The organism is Rhodococcus sp. PD04 (assembly GCF_035918275.1).
Classification (GTDB): Bacteria; Actinomycetota; Actinomycetes; order Mycobacteriales; family Mycobacteriaceae; genus Rhodococcus; species Rhodococcus rhodochrous.
Genome location: NZ_CP142143.1, coordinates 1,594,620 through 1,613,923 on the forward strand (window position 1 = coordinate 1,594,620; position 19,304 = coordinate 1,613,923).

At 66.7% G+C, this 19,304-nt stretch carries 12 protein-coding genes; 6 read left to right on the forward strand and 6 right to left on the reverse strand.

Going from position 1 to position 19,304, the window contains the following annotated elements:
- The first annotated feature begins 4 nt into the window (after positions 1 to 4).
- Both U9J23_RS07395 and U9J23_RS07400 read left to right on the forward strand, forming a co-directional pair.
- A complete protein-coding gene (locus U9J23_RS07395) occupies positions 5 to 1,183 on the forward strand; it encodes a flavin reductase (RefSeq protein WP_326602120.1) in 1,179 nt (392 codons plus the stop codon).
- On the forward strand, positions 1,183 to 2,055 hold the full coding sequence (locus tag U9J23_RS07400; protein ID WP_326602123.1) for a VOC family protein: 873 nt from the start codon (positions 1,183 to 1,185) through the stop codon (positions 2,053 to 2,055). The genes U9J23_RS07395 and U9J23_RS07400 overlap by 1 nt, the downstream gene beginning before the upstream one ends.
- A 527-nt stretch (positions 2,056 to 2,582) precedes the next feature.
- Here U9J23_RS07400 and U9J23_RS07405 read toward each other — a convergent pair.
- The 3 genes from U9J23_RS07405 to U9J23_RS07415 are packed head-to-tail and all read right to left on the reverse strand — an operon-like array spanning position 2,583 to position 4,610.
- Positions 2,583 to 2,942 (reverse strand): hypothetical protein, encoded by a 360-nt coding sequence (locus U9J23_RS07405; RefSeq protein WP_145708823.1) that lies wholly within the window; start codon positions 2,940 to 2,942, stop codon positions 2,583 to 2,585.
- Positions 2,943 to 2,968: 26 nt separating this feature from the next.
- A complete protein-coding gene (locus U9J23_RS07410; RefSeq protein ID WP_229580355.1) occupies positions 2,969 to 3,556 on the reverse strand; it encodes a DUF3558 domain-containing protein in 588 nt (195 codons plus the stop codon).
- A gap of 55 nt (positions 3,557 to 3,611) precedes the next feature.
- Positions 3,612 to 4,610, reverse strand: coding sequence for an alpha/beta fold hydrolase (locus U9J23_RS07415; protein WP_272269265.1), 999 nt, complete (start codon positions 4,608 to 4,610; stop codon positions 3,612 to 3,614).
- A gap of 52 nt (positions 4,611 to 4,662) precedes the next feature.
- Between U9J23_RS07415 and U9J23_RS07420 the strand changes: the two genes are divergently transcribed.
- Both U9J23_RS07420 and U9J23_RS07425 read left to right on the forward strand, forming a co-directional pair.
- Positions 4,663 to 5,226, forward strand: a complete 564-nt coding sequence (locus tag U9J23_RS07420) for a TetR/AcrR family transcriptional regulator (protein ID WP_272269267.1) — start codon at positions 4,663 to 4,665, stop codon at positions 5,224 to 5,226.
- 82 nt (positions 5,227 to 5,308) lie between these two features.
- Positions 5,309 to 8,107: an aconitate hydratase gene (locus U9J23_RS07425; RefSeq protein ID WP_272269268.1), complete on the forward strand. Its 2,799-nt coding sequence runs from the start codon at positions 5,309 to 5,311 to the stop codon at positions 8,105 to 8,107.
- A gap of 24 nt (positions 8,108 to 8,131) precedes the next feature.
- On the opposite strand, the gene U9J23_RS07430 is transcribed toward U9J23_RS07425, so the two are convergent.
- Positions 8,132 to 9,043, reverse strand: a complete 912-nt coding sequence (locus tag U9J23_RS07430; RefSeq protein ID WP_272269271.1) for a LysR family transcriptional regulator — start codon at positions 9,041 to 9,043, stop codon at positions 8,132 to 8,134.
- 175 nt (positions 9,044 to 9,218) lie between these two features.
- Between U9J23_RS07430 and U9J23_RS07435 the strand changes: the two genes are divergently transcribed.
- Positions 9,219 to 10,424 carry a glutamate dehydrogenase gene (locus tag U9J23_RS07435; RefSeq protein WP_326602129.1) on the forward strand — a complete coding sequence of 402 codons (1,206 nt, stop codon included), beginning with the start codon at positions 9,219 to 9,221 and terminating at the stop codon, positions 10,422 to 10,424.
- Between the two features lie 170 nt (positions 10,425 to 10,594).
- Positions 10,595 to 14,950, forward strand: a complete 4,356-nt coding sequence (locus tag U9J23_RS07440; protein ID WP_326602131.1) for an AAA domain-containing protein — start codon at positions 10,595 to 10,597, stop codon at positions 14,948 to 14,950.
- A gap of 515 nt (positions 14,951 to 15,465) precedes the next feature.
- On the opposite strand, the gene U9J23_RS07445 is transcribed toward U9J23_RS07440, so the two are convergent.
- Complete coding sequence (locus tag U9J23_RS07445; RefSeq protein WP_229580348.1) at positions 15,466 to 17,199, reverse strand: alpha/beta hydrolase; 1,734 nt, start codon at positions 17,197 to 17,199, stop codon at positions 15,466 to 15,468.
- A 112-nt stretch (positions 17,200 to 17,311) separates the two neighbouring features.
- Positions 17,312 to 19,033 (reverse strand): alpha/beta hydrolase, encoded by a 1,722-nt coding sequence (locus U9J23_RS07450; protein WP_229580347.1) that lies wholly within the window; start codon positions 19,031 to 19,033, stop codon positions 17,312 to 17,314.
- Positions 19,034 to 19,304 lie beyond the last annotated feature (271 nt).

The window sequence follows — 19,304 nt, forward strand, 5'->3', positions numbered from 1 at the left end:
GGTCATGCAGATCCACGGCACGATCGACCCCGCGCGCTTCCGCCAGACCCTCGGGCACTATCCGACCGGCGTCGCGGTCATCACCGCGATCGACGCCGACGGGCAGCCCGTGGGCATGGTGGTCGGTTCGTTCACCTCGGTGTCGCTGGACCCACCGATCGTGGCGTACCTGCCCACCCGCGAGTCGCGCACCTACGCGCGGCTCCGCACGAGCAGCCACTTCTGCGTCAACGTGCTCGCCGCCGACCAGCGTGAACTCTGCGGGCGGTTCGCCGCCCGCGGCGACGACAAGTTCGCGGGTGTCGAGTGGACGCCGGCGCCGTCGGGATCCCCCATCCTCGACGGAGCCGTCACCTGGATCGACTGCGAGGTCGCCGACGAACTCGAAGGTGGCGATCACTTCATCGTCATGGGCCGTGTGCAGGACCTCGACGTGGCCCGCCCGACGCTGCCGCTGCTGTTCTTCCAGGGCGGATACGGAAGGTTCTCCCTGCCGACCTCCGTCGCACCCGCCGACCCGGAACTCATCCGGGGCGTGCGCATGGCCGAGGCGGCCCGCGGCGGACTCGAAGCGCTCGCCGCGGGCGTCGGCGCGGACTGCGGTGTGCTCGCACGCGTCGGCGACGAAGCGGTCTTCGTGATGACCGAGAACCATTCCGGTGATCCCGATGCCGTCGAGATCGGACAGCGGATTCCTCTGATCCCGCCGCTCGGCACCGTCTTCCACAGCCAGGCCTCCGACGACGAAGTGCAGCAGTGGCTCGGCCGTGCCGGAAGGAACGACGACACAGCAGCTTTCGTCTCGAACCTCGAGAAGGTCCGTGACCGCGGCTACTCGATGTCGCTCATGCCCGAAACCGAGCTCGCTCGCGTGTCCGTGATGAACGACTACTCGGGATGCGACGTCCTGCCCGAGCACGACCGCCGGATGAAGCAGATGATCTCCGGCACCGCGTCGCTGTACGAACCCGACATCGACCCCGACGGCACGTACGACCTGCACTCGGTCGTCGTCCCCGTCCCCGACCCTGAGGGACGCACCCGCATCGCACTGCGACTGTCCCGGCTTCCGCGCGCCGCGTCCGGTGACCAGGTGCTGCGCTGGATCGACGATCTGCGATCCGTCGCCGCCGACACCGCCGAGGCTCTCGCCGCGCGCACCCCATCGACCAAGGAGAAATGATGAACGCTCGAGTCAGGGCACTGGGATACGCGGTCGTCCGCGCGAAGGACCTCGACGAGTGGGTTTCCTTCGGTTCCGAACTCCTCGGCCTGCAGGTCGCCTACCGCGACGACGACCGGATGCTGATGCGGATGGACGAGTACGCCTACCGCCTCGACGTGCGGCGTTCCGACGACCCGGGTGTCACCGCGCTCGGCTGGGACGTCGGCGGACCGGAAGCTCTCGAGGAACTGTCGAAGCGCCTCGTCGACGCCGGCTACCACGTCGAGTCGGTGGACTCCTCGGTGATCGAGGAGCGGCAGGTCATGGACCTCGTCCGATTCCGCGACCCCGAGGACGTCATCGATCACGAATTGTTCTGGGGTCTGCGCAACGCCCTCGACAAGTTCGTCTCACCCACGGGTGCGAACTTCGTCGCGAGCGACCTCGGTTTCGGGCACGCCTTCCAGGCGCTGCACGGTGATGCGAAGGTCTACGACCGTCTGTTCCGGGACATCCTCGGTTTCCGGCTCAGCGACCACATCGACATGCCGGGCTCGGTGGGCACCTTCCTGCACTGCAACCCGCGCCACCACTCGTTCGCGTACGCCCATGCGCCGCACCGGAACAAGGGCATCGGGCACCTGATGTTCGAGATCGACGACCTCGATCTGCTGGGTCGCCAGTGGGACAAGGTGGAGGACAGCGACATCCCGATCCTCTCCACCCTCGGCAAGCACACGAACGACAAGATGATCTCGTTCTACGTCCGCAGCCCTTCGGGTTTCGGCATCGAGTACGGTGTCGGCGGCATTCTCATCGACGACGACAACTGGCTCCCCACCTGCTACGGCTCCGCCCACTACTGGGGTCACCGCCGCCCGCAGGGGTAGTACTCGACTCTGTGCAGTCGTAGGAGCGCGGAATGGTCATCGGTGCGCGTTATTGCGCGCGCTGGTGACCGTTTCGCGCTTCGTCGTCGTGGTCGGTGGCGGTGCTGGGGCGACTTCTCGCTGCATCCGCTCGCGGAATTGCCATTTGCACCTGTCACAGCTGTAGCGAATGACGAATCGGCGAGCGGATGGAAGTCGTATCGGCTGTTCCCCTTGCCTGTTCGACCTGGATCGATTGTCGGCCGGACGCCGACACGACTGCTCGGGCGCGAAGGTGGTCGGCGGTGCACCCTATTGCGCTGGTGACCTTTTCGCGCTTCGCTGCCGGGATCGGAGGGGTACTGGGCATCTTCTCACTGCATCCGCTCGCGGAATTGCCATTTGCACCTGTCACAGCTGTAGCGAATGACGAATCGGCGAGCGGATGGACGTCGCATCAGCTGTTCCCCTTGCCTGTTCGACCTGGATCGGTTGTCGGCCGGACGCCGACACGACTGCTCGGGCGCGAAGGCGGTCGGAGGTGCGCGTTATTGCGCGCTCTGATGAGCATTTCCCGCGCTGTTGTCGGGGTCGGTGGCTGCGAGTTGGCGCGCCCAATCGGATTCGGTGTCGAGGAAGGCTTCTCCGCCGGCGGCGAAGGCGTCGCGGAGTTGGGTGAGGGCGTCGATGAATTGCTCGACGCGTTCTCTGGCCGACTCGGGTGTCCCTGCGGCTTTGCGTCGATAGCCTGCGGCCAATTGCTGAGCGGAGTCGAAGTCGCCAAAACCTTGGGGGTTGCTCAGCTGTGACGTGATCTCCTTGGCTTCCCTGAACTCGCGGAGCATCTCTTCGCAGATCCTGACGATTTCTTCGATGACATGTGGTTCGAGTCGCGTGAAGTCGGGCATGAACGCTGTTCGTCCTTTCTGATCGATTATGCACCGACAAGAGGCTCGACCGTCTCAACGAATTCATCGAGGCCGGCGCACCATTCGTCCACTGGTACCGGTCCAGCGTGATCCTTGTGGTAGAGCCGGTTGAACAGAATGATGCCGAAGTTGGCTTCGAGGACGTACGTGCACTCGTCGTTGCCGTTCGCTCCTACCTCTCGTAACGCTCGGCGTCCATTGATGGTGGTCGCTGTTGCAACAGCGCCGTTCTTTTCGAGTTCTTCTTCGAGCGTCACGTTGCCGGCCATAATGATCAGCCCGTAGCGGGCAAGTACCCCAGGGATATGGACGGTTCCGGAGTAGCGGCAACCGAGGAAGGTATGCGTCCCCATCGGCATGTCCGCGAGCTCTTTCTTTGCCGCGTCGTACCCGGCCGCATCCATGACGTCATCGGGGATGTCGTAGCAGGGGTCGAAGGTGACCGGCGGTCGACCGGAGTCGTCGGTGATGCGCGGGGTGCGGGTGGTCGACGTCGTCGTCTCGTCTCCTGTGGCATCGTCCGCGGCGCTCGGACTGCAGGCCGTCGCGACTGCCGCGACTGCTGCGAGCGTGACGATTCCCCACCTGCCCATGCGACCCCCCGATCGATTGTCGGGCAGACGCTAACACAACCGCTCCGCTACCGCGTCAGTCCTGCTCGACCCCGCGCCAGAACTCGGGCAGCTCCGAGTTCAGTCGATCCTTCGCCTGCATGGGGAGCGAGTGCGTCGTGTCGGGGAAGACCAGAACCTCGGCATCGGCGAGTTGCCGTGCCCGATCGGCTGCTTTCTCACCTCCGACGAGCGAATCACGTTCAGCGATAGCGACATAGGTGGGCATATCCAAAGTCCCAAGCTCGTCGTCGCTCAACGGTGACGGTGTCGGCAGGGCGGCGGAGAAGTGCTGTGAGCCCTCCGAGATCATCGCCGCCATAGCGTCGTCGGAGTCGTAGTCGTCGACACCGCCGACCTTCGCGAGTGCCGTGTCCCGCCAACTGGTCGGGAGGCCCGGCAGTGTCGATACCGACGCCCAGAACAGCATTCGGGCAGGGGGATAGCCGAAGGTGAACACCGGCTCGAGCAATGTCAGCGACCGGACCTTCTCGGGGAACTGTTTCGCGTAGGACGCCGCGCTCGCCCCGCCGAAGGAATGTCCGACGACATGCGCGGTCTCCACGCCGAGCCCGGAGAGCGCGTCATCGATCCACAGCGCCTGGTCGTCGGTGGAGGTCAACGGTGCGGCCTGGACGGACAGGCCTGCGTCACCGAGCGCATCGAACGCGAGAACGCGGTGCTCGGGAAGAAAGCCCGGGAGATTCTCGCCCCACATCGGCACGCCAGACGCCCGGCCCGGAACGAGGACGACGGGAACGGAGTCGGCCGTCTGCGGCGACGTCCATTCGTAGACGCGGACCGTGCCGAACCGGGTGGGGACGTCGTGAACCTCGGAAGGTGTCGGCAGCGTGGACATCGCTCGCTCATAGGTGGCGACGTAACTGTCCCGACCGTCGGCGCTGCGGAAGTGGCCGACGCCCGGCGCGCCGAAGAAGAACTGGTAGGCGGCGACCAGGCCAACGACTGCGAGTACCGCGACCACTACGAGACCGGCGCGCCGAAGAACTCTCCTCGATCGAATGTGCTGGGTCATCGGGACCCCCGATTGTCGACGTTGCAATATGTTCATATTGTATCGTGTGATCATGCCGAGAGTCGTCGACCATGCGCAACGCCGTCGGGAGATCGTGTACGCGCTGTGGGCGGTCATCCACGAGCGAGGAATCGACGGCGTGACGTTCCAGGCGGTGGCGGCCGCCGGGGGAGTGTCGATCGGCCGGATCCAGCATTACTTCGATTCCAAGGAACACCTCATCCGCACCGGCGCCGAGTACATGGTCGCCGAAGCCGAAAAACGCTACGAACGAGCCGAATCCGATCCACGGGAAGCCCTCGTCGCCCTTCTCGCTCAACCCGTCCCCACGGACGAGGCCGGACGTCTCGGTGTGTCCGTCTGGTACGCCTACCTCGCCAAGTCCGCGAGCGATCCTTGGATCCGCGCGTTCCTGGAGGAATCGACACGAGGAACGAGAGAGGAAGCCGGACGACTCCTCGAAGAACTGGGCATGCCTCCCGACAGAGCCCGAACGGAAGCCCTACGCCTCGTCGCGCTCGGCAACGGCATCACCCAAGCCGTCCTCGTCGGGGTCACGGAACCGCCTGACGGCATCGCTCTGATCACCGACGAGGTGGCCCGAACGACCGCCTGAACCCTCGCCGTGATTGCCGCGCGGCGGAACGGGCTACCCATTCGGGTAACCACCGGAAACATCGCAGTCGGGAGGCACGTTCATGAGTGACGACAGTTTCGGCGCACGCGACACCCTGAAGGTCGGCGACACCGACTATCGGATCTATCGCATCGACAAGGTCCAGGGTTCGGAGCGATTGCCCTACAGCCTCAAGGTGCTGCTGGAGAACCTGCTGCGCACCGAGGACGGGCGGCTCGTCACCCGGGAGCAGATCGAGGCCGTCGCGGGTTGGGATCCGAAGTCGACGCACAACCCGGAGATCCAGTTCTCCCCGGCACGCGTCCTCATGCAGGACTTCACCGGCGTGCCGTGCGTCGTGGACCTCGTCGCCATGCGCGACGCCATGACCCAGCAGGGCGGCGACCCGAAGCGCATCAACCCCCTGATCCCCACCGAGCTGGTCATCGACCATTCGGTGATCGCCGACGTCTTCGGCACCGAGGACGCCTTTCGGATCAACACCGACCTCGAGTTCCAGCGCAACCGCGAGCGCTACGAGCTGCTGCGCTGGGCGCAGGGAGCGTTCGACGACTTCAAGGTGGTCCCGCCCGGCACCGGCATCTGCCACCAGGTGAACCTCGAGTACCTGGCCCGCGTCGTCTTCACGCGGGAGGACGAGGACGGCGGGCTCGTCGCCTATCCCGACTCGCTCGTCGGTACCGACTCGCACACCCCCATGATCAACGGCCTCGGCGTCGTCGGCTGGGGTGTCGGCGGCATCGAAGCCGAGGCGGCGATGCTGGGACAGCCGGCGTCGATGCTGATCCCGCAGGTCGTCGGCTTCAAGCTCACCGGCGAACTGCAGGAGGGCACCACGGCGACCGACCTCGTGCTCACCGTCGCCGAGATGCTCCGCAAGACAGGCGTGGTCGGCAAGTTCGTCGAGTTCTTCGGTCCCGGTGTCGCCAACGTGCCGCTCGCCAACCGCGCGACCATCGGCAACATGAGCCCCGAGTACGGCTCGACGATCTCGATCTTCCCGATCGACGACGCGACCCTCGACTACCTGCGCCTCACCGGTCGCGACGACGAGCAGATCCGACTCGTCGAGGCGTATGCGAAAGAACAGGGTCTGTGGCACGACCCCGATCGCGAACCCGACTACAGCGAGGTCGTCGAACTGGATCTGTCGAAGGTCCGGCCGTCCATCGCCGGCCCGAAGCGGCCCCAGGACCGCATCCCCGTCGCCCTCGCCCCCAAGGCCGTGACCTCGCTGCTCAACGGTGAGGAAGTGCCCGACGTCGTCTCCCGCATCCAGGACTCGGGTGTCGACGAGGGCGTGCTCGAATCATTCCCCGCCAGCGACCCGGTGTCGGTGCGCAGCGAGGACTCCCGCGACGAACCGCGCGACCCGGTGCCCGACGACGCCGACACCTCGGCGCCGCCGTCGAAGAAGGTCCCGGTGCGGGTCGGGGACGGCGACGAGTTCGAACTCGACAACGGACACGTGGTGATCGCGGCGATCACATCGTGCACGAACACGTCGAATCCGTCGGTGATGATCGGTGCGGCGCTGCTCGCCAAGAAGGCCGTGGAGAAGGGGCTGCGGAGCAAGCCGTGGGTGAAGACCACGCTGGCTCCGGGGTCGCGGATCGTCACCGACTACTACGAACGCTCGGGTCTGACGCCCTATCTCGACAAGCTCGGCTTCAACCTCGTCGGTTACGGCTGCACGACCTGCATCGGCAATTCCGGCCCGCTTCCCGACGAGATCGCGGCCGCGATCGACGAGCACGACATCAACGTCTCGGCCGTCCTGTCGGGCAACCGCAACTTCGAGGGACGCATCCATCCGCAGACGAAGATGAACTTCCTCGCGTCGCCGCCGCTGGTGATCGCGTACGCGCTGGCCGGGTCGATGCTCGTCGACCTCTTCAACGACCCGCTCGGCACCGACAGCGAGGGCAACGACGTCTACCTGCGCGACATCTGGCCCACGACGCAGGAGATCCAGGAGGTCATCGACGACGCGGTGCGCGCTGAGATGTTCGAGACCGGCTACCAGGACGTCTACACCGGTGACGAGACGTGGCGGAACCTCGACGTGCCCGACAGCGAGGTGTTCGAATGGAAGGACGAGTCGACCTACGTGCGGCGTCCTCCCTACTTCGAGGACATGTCGTCGGAACCCGAGCCGCTGCGCGACATCGAGGGCGCGCGGGTACTCGCGCTGCTCGGCGACTCCGTGACCACCGACCACATCTCGCCGGCCGGTGCGATCCGACGCGACAGCCCCGCGGGTCGCTACCTGCAGGAGCACGGCGTCGAGCAGGCCGACTTCAACTCCTACGGGTCGCGACGCGGCAACCACGAGGTGATGATCCGCGGCACCTTCGCCAACATCCGGCTGCGCAACCAGTTGGTGCCGGACGTCGAGGGCGGCGTCACCCGCTATCTGCCGACCGACGAGCAGATGAGCATCTACGACGCCGCGCAGAAGTACGCGGAGGACGGCACACCGCTGGTCGTGCTCGCGGGCGCGGAGTACGGGTCGGGTTCGTCGCGTGACTGGGCCGCCAAGGGCACGCTGCTGCTGGGTGTGCGCGCGGTGATCGCGCAGTCGTACGAGCGCATCCACCGCTCCAACCTCATCGGTATGGGCGTGCTGCCGTTGCAGTTCCCGGAGGGCGAGTCGGCGCAGAGCCTCGGCCTGACGGGGGAGGAGGAGTTCACCATCACCGGTCTGGCGGGCACCGACGAGATCCCCGAGACCGTGCACGTGAAGGCGGGGGACACGGAGTTCGACGCGACGGTGCGCATCGACACCCCGGCCGAGGCCGAGTACTTCCAGCACGGCGGAATCCTGAAGTACGTGCTGCGTAAGCAGCTCGCGCAGTAGGCAGCGACAGACGGGGGCTCGTGGCTACTGCGCCGCGAGCCCCCGTTCCGCTGCGGCGGTGCGCACCGCATCGATCACGAGGCGCAGCGGCGGCCGTTCCGACGCGACCCCGCGATGCGCGATGGAGATCGTGCGCACGAGCGGTTCGGTCAGCGCCACCACCTCGACCCCGGGTGGGCTCAACGTCAGCCCGAGATCGGAGACGAGCGTGACGCCCAGCCCCGCGGCGACCATCGCCAGCGCCGTCGCCTGCTCACCGACCTCGTGATTGATCCTCGGCTCGAACCCCGCCCGTTGGCACGCGAGGCTCACCGCGCGGCCGAAGTGCGAGTTCGGGCCGGCCAGCACCCACGGGTGCTCGGCGAGGTCGGCGAGGGCGATGGTGCCCGCCGGCACCGTCCCGGGAGGCACCGCGGCGTGCAACCGCTCGACCGCGATCACCACCTTGGTCAGCTCCGGATCCCACAACATCGGGTAGCCGGAGTATTCGATGACGAACGAGAAGTCCAGCGAGCCGTCACGCACGGCGCCGGCGGTCTCCTCGGGGGCGAGCTCTCTCGTGCGGACCTCGATGCCGGGGTGCTCGTCGGCCAACAACGCCAGCGCACTGGGGATCAGAGTGGATGCGACGGAGGCCCACACACCGGCGGTCAGGCGCGCGCTGACCCCGTCGCGGGTCTGTTCGAGCGCGGTGGTCGCCCGCTCGACCGATTGCAGGATCTCCTCGGCATGTTCGGCGAGCAGCACGCCCGCCTCCGTCAATTGGACCCGACGTCCCCGGCGCTCGAAAAGCTTTGCGCCGACGTCCCGTTCGAGCTGGGTGAGCTGTTGCGAGACCGCCGAGGTGGTGTAGTGCAGGGCGAGCGCGGCGGCCGTGACGGTACCTCGACGATGCAGTTCTCGAAGCATCCGTAACCGGCGCAGGGACAACTCCATGCCGTCAGCGTAGGGCGCGTCCGGGGACCTGCAACCGCTGTGAGTTCGCGTTGTGTAGAAATCGTGAACTCTCACCTTCGAGTTTCGTAACTGGACGCCCCGCGCTGGCCCCGGGCACGCTGGCGTCACCGGCCGAATCGACGTAACGACGGCTCTGACGAACGGGGGACCGCATATGACCACCATGGCAGCACGCGTCGACGCGGTGGATACCCGCAGGGACGAACCCTTCATGCGTCTCACCTGGACCGACCCGGTGACAGGTGCGCACGGTTATCTCGTCGTCCACACCCTGGTGGGTGATCTGGCGACCGGCGGCACCCGCATGCGGGCCGGGTGCACGATGTCGGAGGTCGAGGACCTGGCGCGCGGCATGGCCGCGAAGACCGCGGTGTTCGACCTGCCGGTGGGCGGCGCGAAGGGCGGGGTCGACTTCGACCCGAAGGATCCCCGTGCCGTCGATGTGCTGCAGCGCTTCTGCCAGGCGATGCGTCCCTGGTTGAACGCGCACTGGGTCACCGCCGAGGACCTGGGCGTTCCCCAGCACCTCCTCGACGAGGTCTTCGAGCGGCTCGGTCTGCACCAGTCCTTCCACGCCGCGATCAGCCGCGCGGCGGACCCGGCGATCACCCTGGACCGGGTACGCACCTCCCTGAACGCGCCGGTCGACGGCGGCTTCCTGCTGGGCGACGTGATCGGTGGTTACGGCGTCGCGCAGGCCTGCATCGCCACCGCGAACGCATATCGCTGGGCGCCGGCAGAGACCACCGTCGCGATCCAGGGGATCGGCACGATGGGCGGCGGCGCCGCCTGGTACCTGCATGAGGCGGGCATGCGCGTGACCGCGGTCGCCGATGCTGCCGGAACGCTGTATTGCGCTGACGGACTGGATATCCCGGCACTGCTCGACCTGCGGGACGAGTACGGGGAGATCGACCGGTCCCGCGTCCCGTCGCATGTCGAGCAATTGCCGCGCGACGCGGTGATCGGCATTCCCGCCGACGTCTTCGTCCCCGCCGCCATCTCCTACGCCATCACGGCGGAGAACGTCGGCCGGGTCGCCGGGCGGGTCGTGATCGAGGCCGCGAACTCTGCGACGACGCCGGACGCCGAAGCCGTGCTCACCGGCCGCGGCATCCCGGTGATCCCGGATTTCGTCGCCAACGCCGGTGCGGTCGCGTGGGCGTGGTGGGTGCTCCTCGGGTGGGTGGGGACCGATCCTGAGGATTCGTTCCAGCGCCTGCGCAGCGAGATGCTGACCAAGATCACGTTGCTGGTCGAGCGGTGGGCGCTCGATCGGGTGCCGCCGCGGCAGACGGCACGCGAACTCGGCGCGACCAACCACGCGCCGACGGCCTCGCGCACGATCATCATCCCCTGACATTCCACCCTCACCCAGTTTCTGCAGGTCAGCGCCTCGAAAGTGAGGATCGGCGGAAACACCGGCGGGCGTCGTCCGGGTCCGGAAACGCGCATGTCGATCAAGACTTCTAAGGTGGACATACCCGTCCCCCGTGGACGGGCGGAAGGACGTCCGCAAGGGTGAGTGGAGTGCGCGTGGAGTCAGGCGAGAGCGAACCCGAATTGAGGGATCGCGTGCAGCGCCTGCTTGCCTTCCTGGCCGAGCTCGTCAAGGCCCGCAGTGCGCCCGTCCGTGTCGTCGACAAACACCGTGCCGTGATGTCCCTCGAAGAGGGAAACATCAGGGCCGGCCTGCGAGCTCATGCCGCATCGGGCGACATCGTCCTGCGCGCGCGTCGCGCTCAGCTCGAAGAGCCCCCGCGCCCGCCCGCCGAGCTCGCGAAGTACGTGCACGGGGACATCGCGGATTCCGCCGTCGAGCCCGAAGTCGACCCGCAGGCCCTCGGTATCGAGGGGCTCGACGCCTGGCTGACGGAATGGCGGATGTGGGCGGTCGTCGATCGCGAGCGACAGGCCGCCTCGCATCTGTATTCCTTCTTGCAGCGAGCCATGCTCGACCTCGAGGATCAGCCCGAATCGCTGGAGCTCGTCGTCGCGTCGGGTCTGCTGCACCTCTCCGAGGGTGTGGCGGGCGCGCGGGTCCACACGCACCTGATCACCCAAGCCGCGCTCATCGAGCGACAGGGCGACTCCGGCGACCTGGTGGTGCGGTTGAGTCCCAGCGCCGGACCGTCGCTCGAGGACGTCCAGCTCCTCACCGGTCTGGAGGTCTTCGACCCGACGAGTGTCCGTGAGCTGCACGACGCGCTCGTTACCCAGGTCGCGTCGCCTCTCGACCCCGCGGCTCGCGCGTTCCTGAAGTGTTGGGCCGAGCGTGCGCTCACGGTGCCGGTCGATGTCGTCGATCGTGCGGACGAAGCGTCGTCGTCGGATGCGTTCGTGACGCCGTCGCCGGTGCTCGTGCTGCGCAAGCGTGGCGCGCATGCGCTCATCGAGTACTACAGCCGCATGACCGAGGCGGCCGCCGACGAGTCGAACCCGGTGCCGCTCGGGCTGGCGCAGCTCGTCGAAGCGATCGAACCGGCCGACCGCGTCGCATGGCTCGACCGCATCGGCACGCCGTCGACCGAGTTCACCGGCGAGCAGTTGCTGCCGCTGCCCGCGAACGAGGAACAGCGCGACATCATCGACCGGCTCGCCGGCGACAGCGGTGTCGTGGTGGAAGGACCTCCGGGTACGGGCAAGACCCACACCATCGCCAACATCGTCGCGGCGCTGCTCGCGCGCGGACAGCGTGTGCTGGTCACCAGTGAGAAGGCGCAGGCGCTGCGTGTGCTCCGGGAGAAGCTCCCGTCCGAGCTGCAGGAACTGTGCGTGGCCGTCACCGACCCGGTGCACGGCGGCACCGTGGAACTCACCCGCAGTGTCAGCGAAATCGCCATCCGCAAAGCGCAATTCAACGTTCGGCGCGCGCAGGAACGCATCGACGAGCTCACCACGCACCGCAACGACGCCCTCGACCGTCGTGCGACGCTGATGGAACAGATCCGGCAGGCACGCGCGGAGGAGACCGAGGTCCACGCCGATGTCGCCGCCGGCTACGAGGGAACGGCCGCGTCGATCGTCCGGCGGGTCCGCGCGAACGAGGCCAAATACGCGTGGTTGCCCGCGCCTCTGCTCACCGACACCTCGCCGCTGACGGTCGACGAACTCGTCACCCTCCACTCGCTGCATCAGCGGTCGAGCGTCGAGCGGGCGCGCCGTCGCCAACAGCGCTTCCCCGAACTGTCCCTGCCCACCCAGAGGGAACTGCAGTACGCGTGCGCCGCCGTCTCCCAGGCATCGAGCGGCACGACCAACGGTGAGACGCAGGGATTGCTGCGGATCCTCGAGGGTGCGTCGCTCGAAGCACTCGGCCGTATCCGCGACCTGTGCGAGCAGCTGCAGGGTGCCCTCGAGGACGCGGATCGGCTCGACGCCCGGATCCGGCGCGTCGCCGACGACGTCCTGTCGGGCCGCGCCCAGCACCTGTGGGGGAAGACCGCCGAGCTCGCCAGGCTCGTGCAGGCCGCGCAGGAAGCCGACCGGATCGTCGGCGCCAGCTCCGTGGACATCGCGGTGACGGGACGACAGGCCTTCGAGGCGTACGACGCGCTCGCCCGCAAGCTCGAGGCAGGCGACACGTGGCGCAGCGGATTCAGCCGGTTCCGACGCAGCGACGAGCAGTCCGCCGTCGAGGCGCTCGGGGAGATCGCGACCGTCGAGGGCGTCGCGGCCACCACCGCCCAGACGGCGCGCATCGTCGCCGAACACCTTCGTGCGCTCGAGGCGATCCGGGTCGCGCGGGTCGTCCTCCGCGACCTCGGTATCGACATCGAACTCGACGAGTCGCGCAGCCGCGCGGTCGGCACCCTCGCGTTCCTCGACCGCGACCGTGCCATCGTCGACAATCTCGTGGCCCGGGTGCACGACGTCGAATCGGCACTCCGCGACGTCCATCCGGGAGCGCCGCGGATCACGAGCGTCGAGCAGGCGCGGTCCACCGCCGAGTCGGCGCGGACCATCGCCGCCGCGGGCACGGCGGAAGCGAGCAAGAACTGGCTCGAATCCATCGGCATGTACGTGCGGGGTCAAATCTCCGGGGGAGCGTCGCCCGAAGGACGCGCGCTGGCCCGAGCCTTCCACGACGCCGATTTCGACGCGATCAACGCGGCTCTGGACGCGTGGGACCGGGCGGCAGGGGAGCAGCGTGAGGAGCTGGAACTCGTCTCCCTCCACGCGCGCCTGACCACCGCGGCACCGGCTCTCGCGCAGGCTCTCGCGGAGAATCCGTTGAGCCTGGCCTGGCCAGTTCGTCTCGCCGACATCGAGGAAGCGTGGGCGTGGCGACGCGCGGACGAGTGGGTGCGACGCTTCCAGGAGCGCACCGACGACGGACAGTTCGAACGCGACCTCGACGCACTCGAGACGGACATCGCGCGACTCACGACGGAACTCGTCGAGGAGAAGGCATGGAGCGCATGTCTCGACCGCACCACGGCCGAGCAGGTGCAGGCACTCCATTCGTACCGCGATCACATCGCGAGCATCGGTAAGGGCACCGGCCGCTATGCGGAGCGTTATCGGGCGGCGGCACGCGAGGCCATGCAGGTCGCGCAGGGTGCAGTGCCCGCCTGGGTGATGCCGTTGCAGCAGGTCCTGGCTTCGATTCCGCCCGAACAGAATTCGTTCGACGTCGTCATCGTCGACGAAGCGAGCCAGACCGACATCAGCAGCCTGTTCCTGCTGTGGCTGGCGCCGCGCGTGATCGTCGTCGGCGACGACAAGCAGTGTGCACCGAGCGCGGTGTCGCTGGGTGCACTCGACGGGGTGTTCAGCCGTCTCGACTCGTATCTGCCCGACATCCCGAACTACCTGCGCGACAGCTTCACTCCGCGATCGAGCCTGTTCTCGTTGCTGCGGTCGAGGTTCGGCAGCATCGTCCGGTTGCGCGAGCACTTCCGGTCGATGCCGGAGATCATCGCGTGGTCGAGCGACCAGTTCTACGCCGACGACCCGCTCGTGCCCATGCGGCAGTACGGCTCCGATCGTCTGCAGCCGCTGCGCACCACGCTGGTCGAGGACGGCGCCGTCACCGGGCAGAACTCGACGTTGACGAACTACGCCGAGGCACACGCCCTCGTCGACACGCTCGTGAAGTGTGTCGAGGACCCCGCCTACGACGGCAAGACCTTCGGTGTGGTGGTGCTGCAGGGACAGTTGCAGGTCGACATCATCCAGAACGAACTGCTCGAGCGACTCACCCCGGAGCAGTGGGAGGAACGCAGGCTCCGCGTCGGCACGCCCCCGGACTTCCAGGGCGACGAACGGAATGTGGTGTTCCTGTCGATGGTCGTGGCGCCCGAACAGAACATCGCGGCGTTGACGCGGACCGAATACCAGCGACGGTTCAACGTCGCCGCCTCGCGTGCCCAGGACCAGCTGTGGCTGTTCCATTCGAGAACCATCGACACGCTGCGTCGCACCGACCTGCGGTACTCGCTGCTCACCCACATGCGGACGACGTCCCCGCGGCCGGCCGAGCCGATGCCCGACGGCGTGACGCGCGACGAGCGGCACAACGCGTTCGACAGTCTCTTCCAGCAGGATGTCTTCCTCGACATCGCCGCTCGCGGCTATCACGTGAACCCGCGGGTCGAGGTGAACGGTCACTTCATCGATCTCGTCGTGACGGGGGCGGCAGGCAAGCTGGCCGTCGCCTGCGACGACGAGCAGTGGCACACCAGCCCCGACCGACAGAACGCCGATCTGGAGCGGGAGCGTGAACTGCACCGCAGCGGCTGGAAGTTCTGGCGGGTGCGGGAATCGGAGTACTACCTCGACCCGGTCGCGGCCCTGTCAGGACTCTGGGAGGAGCTGGAGCGCCGCGGAATCACGCCCGGTCGCGTGGATATGCGATCGATCGCAGCGACGGATGTTTACTGAAACAACTCGGTAGCATCGGTTATCGACCGGGAACGTTACAGTGCGTCTTTTCACGCCCCTTCTTCAGCGAAGTGCACGGATTCCTGATATTTATTGATGCGCAACGAGTCTCGTTGCACATAATTTCCCCCTGCGACAGGAGTCCCCCATGGAAGAACTTCAGGCCCTCATCGAGCTGGCGAAGCTGCTCGGCCCGTTCATGGAGCTCATCGGCAGCATCAGCAGCCTCAGCGGCCAGTAATATTCGGGCAGCGAAGAATCCCCGAAGGTGTTGCCTTCGGGGATCTTTCGTGTGTGTCTAGGGGGTGCCGCTCTCACCGCTCACGTGCACATATGCGACACCTCTCCGCGGCAGGGGCCGCGTCGACGAACTATCTGTACCCGTGAATCGACATACTCCGGTTCGCATTCCTGTGTCGATTCACAAGCAATATCGACGTTCTATCACGGGGTGGGGAAATAAATGTGGAGGAAACTCGATCCGTCGGATTAAAAATGAGGGTGAATTCGCGTCGTCACCCATCCGACAGTGCGTCGAAGACAGCCGCCACCCGCGATTCGTCTTCGATTCCGAGGATGTCCGCCCAGAAGAACGCCGCCTCGGCGGTGTAGGTGTGGCCGTGGCCGCCCGGTACTTCGGCGGCGAACACCATGTCCAGGGTGACCTGCCAGAAGGTGACGAAGGGAATCCACGACATCCCTTGGTCGATGTCGGCGCCGCGTTCGTCGCGCAGCCAATCGGGGCGGTGCCGAACGAGTTGGGAGGACCACCAGACGATCGGATCGCTGGGGTGCTGCCAGTACACGATGCGGGGAGATTCCCAGTCGCGCAGGCCGTCGAGATCGGTGAGGTCGTCGGGGGTCGCCGCGAATCGTACGTTCTGTCCGCCGTAGATGACCGGAAGAATTTCGCGGCTGCCGGGATCACGCGAATCGGTGATGCGCCGCCACTGCTCCGTGAAATTCGGCGTGCCCACCCACAGTGCGCCGTCGGTTCGGGTGATCATGTCCTGCACGCCGGCGAACGCCGATTGGCCTCCGTACGAACCCAGCGACTCGCCGAAGACGAGCAGCTTCGGCCGGGTAGTCGGATCGAGAACACTCCACCTCGCGTACACCGCTTCGAACAGCGCACGACCTGCATTGCGCGGCGAGACCCGGTCGGCGAGAAAGGCCAAGGGGCTGGCCAGGAACGAATACTGCATCGCCGCGATAGCAGAGTCACCGTCCGAGAGGAATTCCAGCGCAGCGGCGACGTCCTGGTTCACCCAGCCCCGGCCGGTCGTCGTGGCCACTGCCAGGTACTCCCGGTCGAAGGCGCCGGTGCGATCGAGTTCGGCGACGACATGGGACGCGAGTACCTCCATCTCGTCGAACTCGGTGTAGCGGTCGAGGCTGTCCAGCGAGCGGTAACCGGCGTAGACCCGGATCGGCATCATTGCGGGTTCACCGGTCACCGCGGTGATCTCCTCCGGAGACGGACCACCTGCGACGAACGTGCGCCCTTCACGTCCCAGCGAATCCCACCGTTCGAGCGACGCGTCGGAGCCGGATCGCTCCGGCGCCTGCGGCTGCTCGACTCCGTCGGCGGTGCCTTCGTCGACGGCCATCGCCGAGCCGTTGGCGATACGCGCGATCTGGACCGACAGCAGACCCTCGACCGCCCAGAACACGAGGAGCCCCACCAGCACGACACTCACGATGCGCGCCAGAGGTGCCGGCAACACGCGGACGACAAGCCCGGTGACCCACTGTGCCACGCGCCGCAAACCACGACCGATCACGAGCAGAAGCAGCGCCACGACCACGGCGACGAGCAGCACACCCGGATAGTCCCAGCTACTGCCGGGTTCCATCTCGACGAGTTCGCGGCTGATGTCCTGCCACCACGAACCGAGGACGAGGAAGGTCGGCACCACCACGACGGCGGCCAGCGCGAGCAGATACCAGCCGACCTTCTTCACGGTCGCCGACCAGCTCGTCTCGACGCCGCACTTGCGGACGATCCACGCGAGGAGCACCCCGATGCCGTAACCTGTGATAACGCTGATGCCGGTCGCGACGCCCTGCAGGTACCAGGGGCGTGGAAGCAGGGACGGCGACAGCGACCAGCAGTAGAACAGCAGCGCGACGGCCAGACCGACCGGATGGAACCGTCCCAACCATCGCAAGGTTCTTTCCCTCAACCGAGCCGGGAACGACGGTTCGGGCTCAGGAAGCGCGGGTGGTGTATCGAGGGTCGTGGTCATCGGCGGTCGCTTTCGTCGGAACCCAAGGTGCGCAGGAAGGCAGGGCGAGGTGACGGAATGCGAAGCCGTGATGGAGAAGGTAGCAGATGAGCAGGATGCGTGCCGTGTTCGTCTACTCGTCCGCGGTGTTCAATTGTTCGACGGCATCGGCGATGCGCTGGGTGTCGGCGAACGTCCATCCCTCGGGGGACGTCACCGCGGCCCAGCCGTAGGGGATGAGGTCCTCGTAATTGTGCCCGTGACCGACGGGCGGCGAGGTGCCGACCATGATGTCGGCCGCGACCTGAGCGAACGTGACGATCGGGTACCACCGCATCGACGGTGAGCGATCCGCGCCCGGAGGTTCGGCGAGCCAGTCGGGTCGCTCGAACAGCAGGCCCGGTCCCCACCACACCACCGGATCGGACGCGTGCTGCAGATACAGGATCCGCGGGTCGCTCCACGGTCCGCGCTGGTCTTCGAGCGTCTGAACGTCGGAGGCGAACCGCACCGCGACGCCGTCCTCGTAGACGGGAAGGACCTCGGGGCTGCCGGGATCTCGATGGTCGACGATGCTGCGCCACAGCTGGTTCGAGTTCGGAGGTCCGACGAACAGCGCGCCGTCGATCTTGCTGCGCATGTCGTCGAGGCCGTCGAAGGCCGCCTCGGCGGATTGAGATCCCAGGCTTTCGCCGTAGACCACCAGTTCGGGTCGCTGATCCTCCGGCAGTTCCGACCAGCGTTCGTGGACCCCGTTGATCAGTGCGTTACCGGCGGCCTTGGCAGCGGAACCGTCGACGAGGAAAGAAATCCAGCTCGGCAGGAACGAGTACTGGAGTGCGGCGATCGCCGAGTTGCCGTTGTAGATCATCTCGATCGAGTCGGCGGCGAACGGATTCACCCAACCGGTCCCGGTGGTACCGGCGACCACGAGGATCTCGCGTTCCCAGGCTTTCGTACGGTCGAGTTCGTCGAGGATCAGCTGCACCTGTTCGTCGGTGGTGCCGTCGGCTTCGAGTCCCGCGTACACCCGTATGGGTTCGAGCGCGGGAGTGCCGTTCAGCTCGGTCAGCTGCTCGGCGGTCATCCCGCCTGCGACGAACGTGCGTCCCTGACGACCGAGGCTCTCCCACGACGACGGAGATGCCGGGCTGCCCGACCGCTCGGGAATCCGAGGCTGCTCCACGCCGGGGTCGGTGCTGTTGTTGTCGTCGGCGAAGACGATGCGTGCTGCCATAGAACTGCTTGCGAGCAGAACCTGGTCGACGAAGACGACCACCGCGAGCACGAGGATGACCGGCGCGAGGACGCCGGCCGCGGCGACCGGAACACGCAGGCGGGTCGCGAGAAACTCCGCGAAGCGTCGTCCGACCCACCGCAATCCGCGTGCGATGTAGAGGAGGGCGGCGAAGATCGCGATGCTCACCAGACCGGTGCGCAGGTACGCGAAGCCCGTCGTGGCCTCGATGCCCATGAGGGCGCGGATCTCGTTCTGCCATCCCGCCGCAGCGAACAGACTCCCCAGAAGCGTTCCCACCGCGACGAGAGCGACCACCACCTCGGCGATACGTCGGACCGTGTGGCGCCGGCGCCACCACGTGAGGCGTGGAGCGATCCATCGCCGCGCGGGGAAGGCGACGAGCACACCGATGCCGTACCCGACGATGCCCGTCACGCCACTGATGAGTCCCTGGAAATACCACTCACGGGGAATGAGGGAGGGGCTCAGGCTCCACGCGAAGAAGAACAAGGCGACGACGAGACCGACGAAGTCGAGGCCGAAGACGGAGAGGTGGCGTCGACCCGTATTGCCTTCGCGCGGAGTTGTCTCGTCTGTATCGACTTGCGTGCTCACGGGAGTGACCCTAACCCCGTCGGTTATCCACCGCGGGCCGAGCGAAGCCGGCGCCTAGTCGCATTGAGCTCCGGTTCGTGCACTGCTCGGCGCGGCGTATCCGGATCCTGACGCCGCCGCCAGCGCCATAGTGCAGGCATCCCGGCTCGGCGATGAGGATCCGTTCGACGGCTGGGACCTGCGGAAGGTGGACGACACCTTCTAGGCAGTCGATACGGGAGTCCGCAAGCAAGTCGTTCTAGCCGCTAATGGTTCAATAGGGAACAATCGA

Excerpts from the sequence above, each read along its gene's own strand:
- U9J23_RS07445 (WP_229580348.1), bottom strand. The coding sequence starts at position 17,199 with ATGACCACGACCCTCGATACACCACCCGCGCTTCCTGAGCCCGAACCG.
- U9J23_RS07435 (WP_326602129.1), top strand. The coding sequence starts at position 9,219 with ATGACCACCATGGCAGCACGCGTCGACGCGGTGGATACCCGCAGGGAC.
- U9J23_RS07415 (WP_272269265.1), bottom strand. The coding sequence starts at position 4,610 with ATGACCCAGCACATTCGATCGAGGAGAGTTCTTCGGCGCGCCGGTCTC.
- U9J23_RS07420 (WP_272269267.1), top strand. The coding sequence starts at position 4,663 with ATGCCGAGAGTCGTCGACCATGCGCAACGCCGTCGGGAGATCGTGTAC.
- U9J23_RS07400 (WP_326602123.1), top strand. The coding sequence starts at position 1,183 with ATGAACGCTCGAGTCAGGGCACTGGGATACGCGGTCGTCCGCGCGAAG.
- U9J23_RS07395 (WP_326602120.1), top strand. The coding sequence starts at position 5 with ATGCAGATCCACGGCACGATCGACCCCGCGCGCTTCCGCCAGACCCTC.
- U9J23_RS07405 (WP_145708823.1), bottom strand. The coding sequence starts at position 2,942 with ATGCCCGACTTCACGCGACTCGAACCACATGTCATCGAAGAAATCGTC.
- U9J23_RS07410 (WP_229580355.1), bottom strand. The coding sequence starts at position 3,556 with ATGGGCAGGTGGGGAATCGTCACGCTCGCAGCAGTCGCGGCAGTCGCG.
- U9J23_RS07430 (WP_272269271.1), bottom strand. The coding sequence starts at position 9,043 with ATGGAGTTGTCCCTGCGCCGGTTACGGATGCTTCGAGAACTGCATCGT.
- U9J23_RS07425 (WP_272269268.1), top strand. The coding sequence starts at position 5,309 with ATGAGTGACGACAGTTTCGGCGCACGCGACACCCTGAAGGTCGGCGAC.